General features: G+C 35.4%; 17 protein-coding genes and 1 riboswitch. Of the genes, 7 read left to right on the top strand and 10 right to left on the bottom strand.

The annotated features are described in order from the left end of the window. The first annotated feature begins 13 nt into the window (after positions 1-13). Positions 14-1255 carry an MFS transporter gene (locus ACPF63_RS13620; protein WP_426480275.1) on the top strand — a complete coding sequence of 414 codons (1242 nt, stop codon included), beginning with the start codon at positions 14-16 and terminating at the stop codon, positions 1253-1255. A 436-nt stretch (positions 1256-1691) separates the two neighbouring features. On the opposite strand, the gene ACPF63_RS13615 is transcribed toward ACPF63_RS13620, so the two are convergent. From ACPF63_RS13615 to ACPF63_RS13590, 6 genes are all read right to left on the bottom strand, one after another. Further along, positions 1692-2627 carry a YeiH family protein gene (locus ACPF63_RS13615; protein WP_426480274.1) on the bottom strand — a complete coding sequence of 312 codons (936 nt, stop codon included), beginning with the start codon at positions 2625-2627 and terminating at the stop codon, positions 1692-1694. A gap of 355 nt (positions 2628-2982) precedes the next feature. Continuing rightward, positions 2983-3858, bottom strand: coding sequence for a LysR family transcriptional regulator (locus ACPF63_RS13610; protein ID WP_426480273.1), 876 nt, complete (start codon positions 3856-3858; stop codon positions 2983-2985). Between the two features lie 133 nt (positions 3859-3991). Further along, complete coding sequence (locus ACPF63_RS13605) at positions 3992-5299, bottom strand: voltage-gated chloride channel family protein (RefSeq protein ID WP_426480272.1); 1308 nt, start codon at positions 5297-5299, stop codon at positions 3992-3994. Positions 5300-5330: 31 nt separating this feature from the next. After that, positions 5331-5398: riboswitch (Fluoride riboswitch) on the bottom strand. Between the two features lie 89 nt (positions 5399-5487). After that, positions 5488-6321 carry a GLPGLI family protein gene (locus ACPF63_RS13600; protein WP_426480271.1) on the bottom strand — a complete coding sequence of 278 codons (834 nt, stop codon included), beginning with the start codon at positions 6319-6321 and terminating at the stop codon, positions 5488-5490. Positions 6322-6339: 18 nt separating this feature from the next. Then, positions 6340-7215: a sugar phosphate isomerase/epimerase family protein gene (locus tag ACPF63_RS13595; RefSeq protein ID WP_426480270.1), complete on the bottom strand. Its 876-nt coding sequence runs from the start codon at positions 7213-7215 to the stop codon at positions 6340-6342. After that, complete coding sequence (locus tag ACPF63_RS13590) at positions 7215-7682, bottom strand: acyl-CoA thioesterase (protein ID WP_077415078.1); 468 nt, start codon at positions 7680-7682, stop codon at positions 7215-7217. The genes ACPF63_RS13595 and ACPF63_RS13590 overlap by 1 nt, the downstream gene beginning before the upstream one ends. Before the next feature lie 121 nt (positions 7683-7803). Here ACPF63_RS13590 and ACPF63_RS13585 point away from each other — a divergent pair, with 121 nt between their 5' ends. The 4 genes from ACPF63_RS13585 (at position 7804) to ACPF63_RS13570 (ending at position 9684) form a co-directional block, all read left to right on the top strand. Beyond that, complete coding sequence (locus tag ACPF63_RS13585) at positions 7804-8157, top strand: arsenate reductase family protein (RefSeq protein ID WP_180565536.1); 354 nt, start codon at positions 7804-7806, stop codon at positions 8155-8157. 166 nt (positions 8158-8323) lie between these two features. Further along, positions 8324-8512, top strand: a complete 189-nt coding sequence (locus ACPF63_RS13580; protein ID WP_180565537.1) for a hypothetical protein — start codon at positions 8324-8326, stop codon at positions 8510-8512. An 84-nt stretch (positions 8513-8596) separates the two neighbouring features. Further along, a complete protein-coding gene (locus ACPF63_RS13575) occupies positions 8597-9163 on the top strand; it encodes a Crp/Fnr family transcriptional regulator (RefSeq protein ID WP_047383414.1) in 567 nt (188 codons plus the stop codon). 53 nt (positions 9164-9216) lie between these two features. Further along, positions 9217-9684 (top strand): DoxX family protein, encoded by a 468-nt coding sequence (locus tag ACPF63_RS13570; protein WP_426480269.1) that lies wholly within the window; start codon positions 9217-9219, stop codon positions 9682-9684. Between the two features lie 80 nt (positions 9685-9764). On the opposite strand, the gene gcvT is transcribed toward ACPF63_RS13570, so the two are convergent. From gcvT to idi, 3 genes are read right to left on the bottom strand one after another with little or no spacing between them, the layout of a single operon-like run. After that, positions 9765-10841 carry a glycine cleavage system aminomethyltransferase GcvT gene (gcvT, locus tag ACPF63_RS13565; protein WP_047383418.1) on the bottom strand — a complete coding sequence of 359 codons (1077 nt, stop codon included), beginning with the start codon at positions 10839-10841 and terminating at the stop codon, positions 9765-9767. A 9-nt stretch (positions 10842-10850) separates the two neighbouring features. Beyond that, positions 10851-11324: a hypothetical protein gene (locus tag ACPF63_RS13560; protein WP_426480268.1), complete on the bottom strand. Its 474-nt coding sequence runs from the start codon at positions 11322-11324 to the stop codon at positions 10851-10853. After that, positions 11324-11833, bottom strand: a complete 510-nt coding sequence (gene idi / locus ACPF63_RS13555; protein ID WP_077415064.1) for an isopentenyl-diphosphate Delta-isomerase — start codon at positions 11831-11833, stop codon at positions 11324-11326. The genes ACPF63_RS13560 and idi overlap by 1 nt, the downstream gene beginning before the upstream one ends. A gap of 318 nt (positions 11834-12151) precedes the next feature. On the opposite strand from idi, the gene ACPF63_RS13550 reads away from it, so the two are divergent. Both ACPF63_RS13550 and ACPF63_RS13545 read left to right on the top strand, forming a co-directional pair. Then, positions 12152-12562: an LNS2 domain-containing protein gene (locus tag ACPF63_RS13550; RefSeq protein WP_077415062.1), complete on the top strand. Its 411-nt coding sequence runs from the start codon at positions 12152-12154 to the stop codon at positions 12560-12562. An 86-nt stretch (positions 12563-12648) separates the two neighbouring features. Beyond that, positions 12649-13608, top strand: a complete 960-nt coding sequence (locus ACPF63_RS13545; protein ID WP_426480267.1) for a D-2-hydroxyacid dehydrogenase — start codon at positions 12649-12651, stop codon at positions 13606-13608. A 75-nt stretch (positions 13609-13683) separates the two neighbouring features. Here the strand turns inward: ACPF63_RS13545 and mscL are convergent, their stop codons facing one another. Further along, positions 13684-14061, bottom strand: coding sequence for a large conductance mechanosensitive channel protein MscL (gene mscL / locus ACPF63_RS13540; protein ID WP_077415058.1), 378 nt, complete (start codon positions 14059-14061; stop codon positions 13684-13686). Between the last annotated feature and the right edge of the window lie 177 nt (positions 14062-14238).

The raw sequence follows: 14238 nt of genomic DNA, 5'->3' as shown, positions 1-14238 counted from the left end.
TCAAAACTTAAAAATGCAAGAACTGTCCATGTCTTCAAAACTGAAGTACATTTTCTCAATTCCCGTTATTATTTCTGCCTTAGGCTATTTTGTAGATATTTATGATCTCCTTTTATTCGGAATCGTTAGAATACCAAGTTTAAAAGCTCTGGGACTTAATCCGGATGCTGACGGAACTTTTATTCTGAACTGTCAGATGGTAGGTCTTCTCATCGGAGGCGTTTTCTGGGGTATTTTCGGAGATAAAAAAGGAAGGCTTTCCGTACTCTTCGGATCTATTTTAGTGTATTCCTTAGCTAATATTGCCTGCGGTTTTCTTCCTTATTTTCCAAAAGAACATTTGTTGTACCAATATGCCGGTTTGAGGTTTATTGCAGGTATTGGGCTTGCCGGAGAGCTTGGAGCGGGAATTACACTGGTTTCTGAAAGCCTGCCGAAGAGTTTGAGAGCAATCGGGACCTCGGTTGTTGCCGGTTTTGGATTAATGGGAGCTGTAGTGGCTCAGCTTACGGTAGAACTGGCCGGTGGCTGGAATATCTCTTATATTATCGGTGGTATCATGGGAATTATGTTATTGATACTGAGAATAAGTGTGTCCGAATCCGGAATTTATAAGAATATTGAACATAAAAATGTCTCAAAAGGAAATTTTCTGTCCTTTTTTACCAATAAAGAAAGATTGATAAGATACTTAAAATGTATTGCTGTAGGATTGCCTACATGGTATTGTATAGGGATTCTGGCTGTTTTAGCCAATCAGTTTGCCCCTGAATTAGGAATTAAAGAGATCAACCCAGGAAAAGCAATTATGTGGGCATATGTAGGGATTTCTGTGGGTGACCTATTGAGCGGATTTATTTCCCATGCTTTAAAATCCCGGAAAATGGCCATCTTCTATATGCTGATCTTTACTCTGATTGGGGTAGCAGTGATGTTATTCGGTAATACCAATACAGAAACAAAATACTATCTGTTTTGTGTATGGCTTGGTTTCGGAACAGGATATTGGGCCATGTTTGTGACACTGGCTGCAGAACAGTTCGGGACTAATATCAGAAATACAGCAACAACAACGGTGCCTAATATGGTAAGAGGATTGGTGCCGGTTATGATTTTTGCTTTTGATTCTCTTAAAGGTCATTTTCCGGTTGTGGAGAGCGCGGCGATAGTGGGAGTCGTGGTATTTGGACTTGCATTTTATTCTTCACTTACTATTTCTGAAACCCACGACCGCGATCTTGAATTTACAGAATAATTTAAACTGTTTAAAAAAATAAAAAGGTTATTTCTTATTTTTAATATAATAATAACGTTATAATCAATAAATTATTAATTTTTATAGTGATTTTTGTTGCGTGTAATTAATATTTGTTTAACTTTGGAAGGTAACTAAAACTATATTGTTTAATCAAACTAAATCACATGAACATTATGAAAAACGCTAAAAAATTAAGAAAGCAAGATCTAAAAAATATCACAGGAGGAATAAGCGGTAACCCTGATTTATCTCTTTGTGGATGTAGTTGCTCAGGATCAGTAACAGGACCATGGTATTGCGTACAGTATATCGGTTGTCCACAGGTCTATACTTGTGGTGACGCCGCAATCTAAAGAAATTATTTCAATACGAAATAAACATTTCCACATTTAATATGCAGAACCCTTTTGATATCAAAAGGGTTCTGCTCATTTTAATGGATAATATAAAGAAGACTGCCAACACTTATAGTAATCCAAAGGAGTACAGCGGCTAATAAAGGTTTTAATCCTATTGATTTCAGGGTTTGAAGAGAAAGAGTAGAACCTATGAAAAACAAGGTCAGATTCAGTCCGGATTTTGCTAAAACAGTTATAGAAGTACTGAAACGGTCAAGAAACGGGAAATACGTATTCAGAAGAATGGCCGCAATAAAATAACCGATGAACCACGGAATTTTTATCTTTGAATCTTTACTTTTAAAAATGAACATCGTGATCAATGAAACCGGAATGATCCAAAGGGCACGTGCCAATTTTACAGTCGTTGCTATTTTCAATGCTTCATCCCCATATTTGCTGGCGGCACCCACAACAGAACTTGTGTCATGAATTCCCACTGCACACCAAAGCCCAAACTGTTCCTGTGAAAGATTCAGCAAATGTCCTATGGCAGGATAAACAAACAATGCAATAGAATTTAATGTAAAAACAATAGCTAAAGCAAGTGAAATCTGTTTCGTGCTCGGTTTGATAATAGGAGATATTGCAGCAATTGCACTCCCTCCACAAATAGCGGTTCCTGCAGAAATAAGATAAGATAAAGGTCTTTCCAGTTTAAATACTTTTCCCAGGAAATATCCCAATACCATTACTGTAATAATACTTATAACCGTTAACATCAATCCTGTTTTTCCAGCATGAAGAGCTTCATCCAGTTTCAATCCGAATCCCAGACCGACAATCGAAATCTGCAGGAGCAAATGGATATAGTGATGAAGGTGTTTCTCAAACGGATTTCCTATAAAAACAGCCAGAGCAAATCCCAAAACCAGAGCAATTGGTGAAGATATAAGCGGAGTAAGACATAGAACTGCCAATACAATAAAAAATACTTTTCGGATCATTTCATTTTGGATGAAATCTTTCATAATGCGAACTTTTAAAATCTGCACCAAAATTCCGGAAAATAGTATTACAAAGTAAATCGTATTTTGTTATATTGGATAACTAAAAGTTATAATTAATAAAGATAAAAGATAAAAGATAAAAGATAAAAGATAAAAGATGAAAGATGAAAGATGAAAGATGAAAGATGAAAGATCTTGTCGTTAAATTTACTATTTGCTTGACTCCATCAATAGGGTTGGGCTTTAGCCCAGCCAAATAAATTTTAAAAATTGCATTGGCTTTAGCCAAAACTTAAAAGCTTTGTATATTTTCAATAACCATGCTAAAAAATAATAGGATTTTCTATTATTAATAGATTTTTACATCATAAGAGGATTACTCTGCAAATCTCAGGAAAAGCTTAATCAGCTCAGATTGTTGTCCTTTAGGCAGAATAAAATGAAAATCTCTTTCAATACTGAAGTTTTTGATGTCAATGACAGCCAGTACATTATTCTTAAGTTCGTTGAGGATCGTGCTGATCGATAGAAATGCCATACATTCCGAGTGAAGAAGATAGTTTTTGATACTCTCACTGCTTCCCAGCTGCATAACGGTATTCAGTTTATGGATATTGATGTCTTTCTCTTTAAGCCTGTTTTGTATAAACTCAAGTGTTCCGGAACCCTGTTCTCTGAAGATCAGGTCCAGATGATAGAGATCTTTTAAGTTTAAAGTTTTATGGGCAAGAGGATGGTCTGATTTTGCTGCCAGAACAATTTCATCAGGCTTAAAAGTCCTGTATTCAAAATAAGAAGACTGTGATTCTCCTTCAATAATACCCAGATCTATTTTTTCTTCTTTTAAAAGTGTTGAAATCGTTTCTGTATTTCCCGTAAGAAGCTCAATCTTAATATCTTTATAATAAGAATTGAATTTGGCTAAAATTTCAGGTAAAATATACTGTGCAACGGTTGTACTGGCCCCGATAATCAGTTTTCCTTTATGCTGCTGACTGATCTGGCTGATTTCAAATTCCATGTCACGGTAGATACTTCTGATCTTTTCTGCATGTTCGTACAGAATCTTTCCACTCCGAGTAAGCTGAATAGAAGTTCCTTTACGGTCAAATAGCTTGGCACCTATCTGAGTTTCAATTTCTTTAATGTGTTTGGTAACAGCAGGTTGTGAAATATGAAGCTCTTCTGAAGCTTTAGTGAAACTTAATCGGGAAGCCACCGTATGGAAAACTTTTAATCTGTAATCGAACATGGCGTAAAATTACGAATTATAGTTGGAAATGGGAGAAAGAGGTGTTGGAGAGTGGGAGAGTTTAAGGTTTAGAGTTTAAGGTTGTAGGTAACCAGCAACAAAAACAACTAGCAACCAGCAACAAGAAAACGGCTCATAAAAAATCCGAAACAGACTTATCCTGCTGACTTTCAAATCTTCTGTTTTTCGCGTCTCCGATTTTCTGTTGGGTATAAATACTATTGTGCCCTGAAAGAAGATAAGATACAACACAGGCAATGGCTATGTATACACCACATTCTGCTCCAAATAATTCAATTCCCATCAGCATACAGGCCAAAGGAGTATTGGTTGCTCCGGCAAATACTGCCACAAATCCCATCCCTGCCAGTAATCCGAACGGCAAAGGAATAAACACAGACAAAGCACTGCCTAAAGTTGCCCCGATAAAGAACAGCGGGGTAACTTCTCCACCTTTGAATCCAGCTGAAAGTGTAACAATAGTAAAAATCATTTTTAAAACAAAATCATACAAAGGAAGCTGCTTTTCAAAAGATTCTACAATCACAGGAATTCCTAATCCGATATATCGGGTGGTACCCATTGCAAAAACTGCCAGGGCAATGATAACTCCGCTTGCTACAGGACGAAAGGGTGGATATGTAATTTTTGATTTGAAAACAGAACCCATCCAGTGAATGATTTTACTGAAAGCAGCGGCACATATTCCAAAGATTATTCCTGCCAGAATACTGTATAGAATCGGTAAAAACTCAAGTTTTGGGATAAAATCAATATGATAATGGGTATGTTTTACATTCCAGAGATTAGTAGCCCAGTCTGCCAGAATTGCAGAAGCGAATGCCGGAAAGATGGCATTATAACGGATTCTTCCGATCAGAAAAACCTCAAGACCAAACACTGCTCCCGCCAGTGGAGTTCCGAAAACAGAACCAAACCCGGCCGCAATAGCCGCAATAATTAATATTTTTCTTTCATTTCTGTCAAGTTTAAAAGGTTTCGCAAGCTGATCAGCAATAGCACCTGCCATTTGAAGAGCTGTTCCTTCACGGCCTGCAGAACCTCCGAAAAAATGGGTTGCCATTGTTCCGAGATACACAAAAGGTGCCATCTTGAACGGAATAATTCCTTTGGGCTCATGAATAGTATCAATCAGCAGGTTGTTTCCCGCTTCCACATCTTTTCCGAAGTAATAATAGAGAAGTCCTATCAGAAATCCTGCTACAGGAAGTAAAGCAATCAGCCAGAGATGATTTTCCCTGAAATTTGTTGCCCATTCCAATGATTGAAGAAATCCTGCAGAAGCAGTTCCTACCAATGCGCCAATAATGGTACTAATACACAGCCATTTTAAAATATAAGGCAGCGACGGAAACTTTCTGAAGAAAAAATGAGTGTGGAATACTGCTTTTTTACCAAGTGTTCTTTGACTTTTTGACATAATAATCCTGATTAGTTATTTGTTAATAATCTTTTAATCAGGCGTCATCAGCTTTTGTAAAGCGGTTGGGTAAGGAAGAACACCATTTCCTTTTGTTCATGCAAATATATGAATAAAGATAAAAGATAAAAGATAAAAGATAAAAGATAAAAGATAAAAGATAAAGTCGCTAAACAACTTCTATGTTTTTAATAATGTATGGCCTTATCAATCTCAAGCGGATTGTTGTACTTTTTTATCACTTCCTGCATGCTTTTGGTCTGAGTGTTCAGTTCATCCACATTGCGGATCTCTTTTCCGTTGATATTTATTTTCAGGTCGTTGTTGGATTTGCTGAAATTGTTTCTTTCAAAAGCAAAAGGATCATTGTAAAACTCCATGATCAGTTTATATTTCTGTTTTTCATTGATGGGAATAGCTTTATTTCCGAAATTGGATTCAAGAAAGTTATCGGTAACATATGTCTCTGTCAGCTCCTGACTTTTGATAAGATGATAAATGAAATTTTTCTTTGTATCAGAGATTTCAAATACCAAACCTGGAAGTCCTGAAAATTTAAAAGGACCTTCATTAAATGGGATCTCTTTATTGAACCAGGCAATCCAGCTTCTTCCACCAAACTCAGCCGTTGCTTTTTGTAATGTATATTGCTGAACCTGTCTGGTTTCGCTGGAAATATTCCACTTTATTTTATCATTGGTTTTAAAGGAGTAATATCCAAATTTTATATTGATAAAATTTTCATTTTCAGTAGTGTTTATCTTTCTTTTTACCACTTGTCCGGTCATATCAACGTGTTTATTGTCCATGTTTCCGAATTTTTTATTCAAAGAATCTGCGATAAGAAGATTTCTTCCGTAAAATTTTACCTCTTTCGGATTAATATCTAAAATCATGTTGAATTTCTGATATTCAGATTCTGTAGAATCCATTTTTAATTGAAGCTCATAAATAAATCGATGGGTTTGTGAGTTCAAAGAAATAATAATCAGTAAGCAAAAGAGTTGTAAAATATTTTTCATGATTAAATATCTTTAGATTCAAGTTTCATTAAAATAAGAATGTTCAAGAATATACTTTTTACTCATCTTTATGCTGTCAAAAATATCTTTATCACTGGAATCCTGTTCCAAAAACCAATGTTTCAATCCTGCTTTTTCTCTGGCTTCGAAAATTTTTTTAAAATCAAGGGTTCCGTTTCCGATTTCTGCAAAATCTTTTGTTCCTGCTTTCATATCTTTCACATGCCACAATGGAAATCTTTTCGGATATTTTTCAAAATATAGTAACGGATCTAAACCTGCTTTTGAAATCCAATATAAATCCAGTTCCATCTTAACTGCATCTGATGAAGTATTTTCTAAAATGTAATCATAAAAATTATTCCTTTCATCCATCTTTAGAAATTCAAAATCATGATTATGATAAGCCAGCTGAATTCCGTTTCGTTTGGAGAGATTTCCTGCATTTTCAAGAATCTCAGGAAGTTTTTTATAATTTTCAAGTGTTCTTTCCGCTTCGGGAAGGTAGGAGCAAACTGCATATGTAGAACCAATAATGCTGAGATCATCCAACGTTGTATTCCAGTTTTTCAAAAGAGTTCCATCTTTCAGATCTGTAATTCCGGTTTGATGATGTGAACTGATCACCTTTAAACCATGAGCAGACAAAATATGTTTAAATTCTTTTGCTGTTTTTCCGAAAAACTTTCCGTCATAACCATAGATTTCAAATGTTGTAAAACCAAGTTCTGCCAGTTTTTCAAAAGTCTTCTCGAGATTATTAGCAATGGAATCACGAACAGTGTACAGTTGAATGGCTAATGGTTTTTTATTCATATTTAAATTTGAAACCCCACAAGAATACAAACCCAAAAATCCCAATGAAGAAAGTCTGATAAAATCTTTTCTTTCCATTATAAAAAAGGTTTCATCTCATCCTCAATCTGTGTTCTTAATTCCATCAGACGTTTTGCATATATTTCCTGCTGTTTTTCTCCTTCCGTTTCCGGTATCCATTTGGGTACAGGCAGTTTTTTCCCATTTTCATCTACAGCAACAAAAACAATAATACAGTGGGTTTTTTTCTCAAAATTTGGCTGTTTCAGGTTTCTTGAAAAAACATTGATGGCGATATGCATACTTGAAGTTCCCGTATAGATTACCTGGGCATCTACTTTTACCACTTCACCAATTTTAATAGGGTCATAAAAACGGATTCCGCCTACATATACTGTGACGGAATAATTACCACTCCAGGTTGTCGCACATGCATAACCGGCCTGGTCAATCCATTTCATAACACTTCCTCCATGTACATTTCCTCCGTAATTAACATCTGAAGGCTCCGAAATAAACTGAAAAGTAATAGGCTTGTTCTGCATCTTTATAAAATTTTAATAAAGTTATTTAATAATTTCCAAAGTTTTAGATTAAATCCTACTTTTGAAAGACGAAACTTTCGATGAAAGAGAATTTTAACCCATAACAGATTTAGAAACCGTAATGAAGAAAGTATTTTATCTCAACACATGTGATACCTGCAGAAAAATTTTAGCCCAATTTGATCTTACAGGCTGGGAACTTCGCGAAATCAAAAAAGAACCAATCTCGAAAGAAGAATTGGCGGAAATGCATAAAAAAACAAAATCATATGAAGCGTTGTTCAGTAAAAAATCTACTCAGATCAAATTAAGAGGATTAGATGTAAAATCCTTAACAGAAAAAGATTTTAAAGAACTTTTATTAGACCATTATACTTTTCTGAAAAGACCAGTTTTTATTACAGATAAGGAGATTTTCGTAGGAAATGATAAGAAAAATGTTGAAGAATTACAGAAATTCTTTGGGGTAAATTAACTCATAAGACTTTAAATAGCTAATCTGTCCTGCTCAGTAATGATAACTTTCATTATTGAGCAGGACATTTTTATATCCTAATTAAAATGCTCTAATTTTATAAGTGTTTGATTATTATCGGTTTTGTGTTTGAATGTTTATATTTGTAATCACCAAAATTTACAATATGAAAACAAACTTTTCAAAAACAAAGAATCTTAACAGAGCTGCACTAAAGAACATTAATGGAGGATTGAGACCTCTTATTGTTAACTGCTTTACTTTATGCGGGCCCGCAGGCGGAGTAATTTCCAATACACCGGGAGTAGGCGATGCCTGTAGTCCGGACAGAAAAGTCTGCTGTATCTGTAATTAAATGTAAAAAGAGGCTGTTATGGTCTCTTTTTTTTGTTTTTAAAGGTTAAATCCTAACTTTACTCTTCTTAATTTTAATATTTAAATGGAACAGATCCGGACTTATTTTGAAAAATCAGTGACAATGTCTGATCAGGATTGGGAGTTATTTTCATCGAAACTGGAAAGACAGAAATTCTCCCGGAAACAACATCTGATCACTGCCGGAAAAACGGAAAATTATCTTGCTTTTATAGAAAAGGGAAGTGTAAGGTTTTATATTCCTGGGGAAGAAGATGATTTTACATTTTCATTTTCGTTTGCCGGAGAGTTTGTGAGTGCTTACGACTCTTTTCTTACGCGGAAACCCTGCAGTTATCATATTCAGGCCCTTGAAGAAACTGTGCTTTGGCGTATTTCACATCAGGATCTCAATACAGTCTATGAGAAAACAGAAATAGGAAATAAGATTGGGAGATTTGCCAGTGAAGGGCTTTATCTGGATAATTTTAAAAGAGAAATATCATTGCTGACCCAAACCGCCGAAGAACGGTATCTCGCCTTATTTTCAGAACAGCCGGATATTTTAAAGTATATTCCCTTGAAATATATTGCATCTTATATTGGGATCACTCCACAAGCCCTCAGTAGAATCAGGCGTAGAATTTCTTAACATGGGTTCATTGTTTTGCCTGAACGGATGGCAGAACTTTGCAAAAAAAAGAAATGCCTGAAGCTATTTTACCTATCGTTCTGATCATCTCCCTGATCATTTTTAAACTGACCCGTAAAGAGTATGAATTTGCTTTTTCAGCCAGAATCGCTATGGCGGTGATGCTTTTAACTGCCGGAATTGCCCACTTTGTATATACACAGGGAATGGCATTGATGATTCCTCAAATCATACCTTATAAAACAGAAATGGTGTATGCAACCGGTTTTTTGGAAATTATCGGAGCGGCAGCATTGTTGATTCCGGGATTTCAGAAAACCATTGGCTGGCTGCTCATTGTGTTTTTTTGTTCTCATCCTTCCTGCCAATATATATGCTGCATGGGAACATGTGAATATGAAGGCGGGGGACTTTTCAGGAAGTGGAGTGTCTTATTTATGGTACAGAATTCCACTTCAGCTGGTTTTTATAGGCTGGGTTTATTTTTCCTGTATCGGAATTCCAGTAAAGGTGAAACCTGAATTTGATGTATAATAATGAATAAAAAAAGGATGTCTCAAAGTAGAGAACATCCTTTTTTTGTCAATATCTTCTTGAACAATTATACAAAAGGAGCTTTTACCACTTTTGCAGGAATGTTCTTGTTTCTTACCTGAATAAAGATTTCAGATCCTAATTTGAAAAGAGGCTTGTCTACATACGCAAGACCCAAACCGATTTTCTTCATTGGAGACTGTGTTCCTGAAGTTACTTTTCCAATTACATTTCCTTCAGCATCTACTACAGGATAATCATGTCTTGGAACTCCTTTGTCTGTAAGTTCGAAAGCTACTAATTTTCTTGTAACACCTTCCTCTTTCTGTTTTGCGAAAGTATCTTTAGAAACGAAGTCTTTATCAAACTTAGTGATCCATCCTAAACCAGCTTCAATAGGAGAAGTAGTATCATCAATGTCATTTCCGTAAAGACAGAACCCTTTTTCTAATCTTAAAGTATCTCTGGCAGCCAATCCACAAGGAATAATTCCTTCTTCTTTACCTGCTTCCATTACCGCATCCCAAAGTTTTTCAGCACTTTCGTTATTGAAATAAATCTCAAAACCACCGCTTCCTGTATATCCGGTGTTTGAAATAATCACATTATTTTCTCCTGCAACACTTCCCACTGTGAAATGGTAGTAAGGAATTTCTGAAAGATTTACCTCTGTAAGCTTTTGAAGGATTTCCGTTGCTTTAGGCCCCTGAACTGCCAATAATGACATTTCATCAGAAGCATTAGTCATTTTAGCCCCGAAAGTATTGTATTTTGAAATATGATTCCAGTCTTTGTCAATGTTAGATGCATTTACAACCACGAAATATTTGTCATCTTCCATTTTGTAAACGATAAGGTCATCTACAATTCCTCCGTTTTCGTTTGGAAGACAAGAATACTGAGCTTTTCCATTTTCCAGAGCATCTACATTATTGGTCGTTACAAACTGTAAAAGATCTTTTGAACCCGGCCCTTCGATGAAAAACTGTCCCATATGGGAAACATCAAATAATCCTGCTTTTTCTCTTACTGCAAAGTGCTCTTCTGTAACCCCTGAATATTGAACAGGCATTTCAAAACCCGCGAAAGGTACGATCTTAGCTCCCAAAGAAACATGTTTGTCGTACAAGGCTGTTTTCTTCATATTTAATTTTTATTTCTTTATTTTAAAACTGTTAAAAGTCTCATTGAATTGGGTCATGTAGTTTCCGTTCCAGAATTTCTGGCCACAGTTGATGGAAACTAAATATAAGTTTTTGTCTTTTTGAAAAACTTTGGTTATCCAGAACAGCTTTTCTTTTTCATCAAAGTGTTCATATAGATATTCTGTATATCCTTTTTGGCTCTTCTTATCTTTTACTTTGTTCACTTGATTTTGTGACTGATAAAGTGCCAGGATGAATTTTTTAACTTCTTCTTTTGAAAGTGCTAAATCATGATATTCCGAAATCGTAATAGCCCCAATCTGGCTGGTAGGAAAAATATTGATGATCTCACTGTCATTCGTAGATTTCCAGCCGTCAGGAACGTTAATAGAGTAGTTGGAATTTTCGTATACTTTTGCTTTTTGGGCAAAAAACAGACTTCCCGTTACAATTGCAGAAAAAAGCAATATTTTTTTCATCATTAAAAATGGTGTTTATATTCTTCGAGGATGATTTTGAACCATTCTGTAAAGTTTTCAGGATGTTCAGAGATTTCTCTGTCCAGATTTTCCGGGGAAATAAACCTTACATCTTCCACTTCTTCTTTATTCAGATTGAAATCAGCTTCATGGTTTCCCACAAATACATGATCCAGCTCGTGCTCCCAAAGGCCGCTACCTACATCTGCTTTATAAATAAAATTGAATTTTTCCGAAAGTTCTGCCTCAATTCCGAGTTCTTCCTTTAATCTGCGTATTGCTCCTTCCTTATAGGTTTCCCCATGTCTTGGATGTGAACACACAGCATTGGTCCATTGATTGGGAGAATGGTACTTGCCTGAAGCCCTTTTCTGAAGAAGCATTTCTCCTTTACTGTTGAACAGAAATACAGAAAAAGCACGGTGTAACAGGCCATTGATGTGAGCCTGCTGTTTTTCCATCAGCCCTAAAACTTCATCTTCAGGATTTACTAAAACGACAAATTCTTCCATTCCTACAAATGTAAGAGTAATAAATGTATTTTGGAAATTTTTAGATAAACATCATGCTTTTTGTAATAATGTTGAGAAGGCAGAGAATGTTTACAGGCAAATCGGCAAATTCACTTTTGCCCCTTTTATCTGTCTTTATATAGTACTCATAAAAAGAAATATCAAAACGAAAAATTTTAACTATTTGTAATGAAATGACTAATAAAATATTGATATAATTCTTTGAATAATAGTTTTTTTAGTATATTTTTAACATAAACTAAGTTTAACGTGCCTGATAGTTGTAAAAACGCTAACTTTGTTACTTAATATTTAGTAATGGAATTAGAATACATTGAACACATTAGTCCTATTCTAAAGGATGACATAAAAAATTACTTAATAGATATCGACGGAACCATTACAGATGACGTTCCCAACGAAGAACCGGAAAGAATGGTGACCTGCGAACCTTATCCTGATGCGTTGGAAACTATCAACAGATGGTATGATGAAGGGCATCAGATCTGCTTTTTTACTTCAAGAACCGAAAATCTGAAACAAATCACCATAGACTGGCTGGATAAGCATGGCTTCAAATACCACAGCGTACTTTGCGGGAAACCAAGAGGAGGAAATTATCACTGGATAGATAATCACCTGGTAAGAGCTACAAGATACAAGGGAAGATTTACAGATTTGGTAGAAAAGCAAGTGACCATTGAAGTATTCAAAGAAGACGGCGAATAAAAATATAATTCAAAGATTTAAAGATTAAATGTGAATCAGTTCCTTTAATTTTTAAATCTTTCATTTTTTAATATACTCGATATTTTATGAAAATTTTAGCAAACGACGGCCTGGATCAATCTGGAATAGATGCATTGACAGAAAAAGGCTTTGAGGTGATCACTACAAAAGTTTCACAGGAATTTTTAGTAGATTATATTAACGAGCACAAAATCCGAACTCTATTGGTGAGAAGTGCTACGCAGGTAAGAAAAGATATTATTGACGGATGCCCATCTATAGACATTATTGGCAGAGGTGGAGTAGGTATGGATAATATTGATGTAGACTATGCAAGAGAAAAAGGAATCCACGTGATCAATACTCCTTCAGCTTCTTCGGAATCAGTGGCTGAACTTGTTTTTGCCCATTTATTTTCCGGCGCAAGATTTCTTCAGGATTCCAACAGAAAAATGCCTTTGGTAGGAGATACTGAATTTGGAAGTCTTAAAAAAGCATATGCTGCCGGTATCGAACTGAGAGGAAAGACAATTGGTATTGTTGGGATGGGAAGAATTGGCCAGGAAGTAGCCAGGATTGCTTTAGGACTCGGGATGAGAGTGGTTGCAGCTGATAATAATGTAGGAAAAGCCAGCATTAAAGTAAAGTTTTATAACAACCAGTTTATCAATGTTGATATAGAAACAGAACCATTACAGGATGTTTTGAAACATTCAGATTTTATTACGTTGCATGTTCCGGCTCAGAAAGACGGCTATATGATTGGCAAGAATGAATTTGAAATAATGAAAGACGGAGTAGCTGTTGTCAACTGTTCCAGAGGAGGAGTTATTGATGAAGCAGCGTTGATTCAGGCATTGGATTCCGGTAAAGTAAGATTTGCAGGATTAGATGTTTTCATTAATGAACCAACACCTTCTAAAGAAATCCTTAGTCACTCTAAAATCTCTCTTACCCCTCACACAGGAGCTTCTACTCTTGAAGCACAGGACAGGATAGGACTTTCCCTGGCTGAGCAGATTTCAAGTATTTTACAGATTCAATAATTAATTTGAAATGATATAATAAAAGCACCTCTATGGAGGTGCTTTTTTATTTTTAAACTGTTGTGAGATTACAGATTATATATTCTTGCTTTTCAATAAATCTCTGATCTCTGTCAGTAATTTTTGATCTTCAGTAGGTCCTGCAGGAGCTGGAGCTTCTTTTTTGTTCACTTTATTCGCAAATTTAATGATCCAGAAAAGAACCATAGCAATACAAAGGAAACTGATTACAGCAGAAACGAAGTTTCCGTATGCAACACCATTCCATGAAAGTTTTGCAATGTTTTCTGCACCTGCTGCTTTCAATGCGGGGTTTAGTATCAGAGGAGTGATTACATCTTCCACTAAAGACGAAACAATTTTACCAAAAGCTGCACCAATGATCACACCGACAGCCAGATCGAGAACATTCCCCTTAAAGGCAAATTCTTTAAATTCTTTAACAAATCCCATAATTTATATTTTTTTAATTAGTATATACACAAAAATATAATTTAAAAATGTAAAAAACACTAATTTTTATAGTTTTTTATTCCCAAAACATTGAGTTTTATGATGAATTCATAGAACTAGGTTTAGTAAATATTTTAGCATTATACAGATCCTTTATTTCATTCATGAGGTCTCCCA

It is taken from the genome of Chryseobacterium sp. R2ACT005, assembly GCF_049949215.1.
Taxonomy (GTDB): domain Bacteria; phylum Bacteroidota; class Bacteroidia; order Flavobacteriales; family Weeksellaceae; genus Chryseobacterium.
Note: the sequence above shows the minus strand (reverse complement) of the source record. Positions and strands in the feature narration are given on the sequence as shown.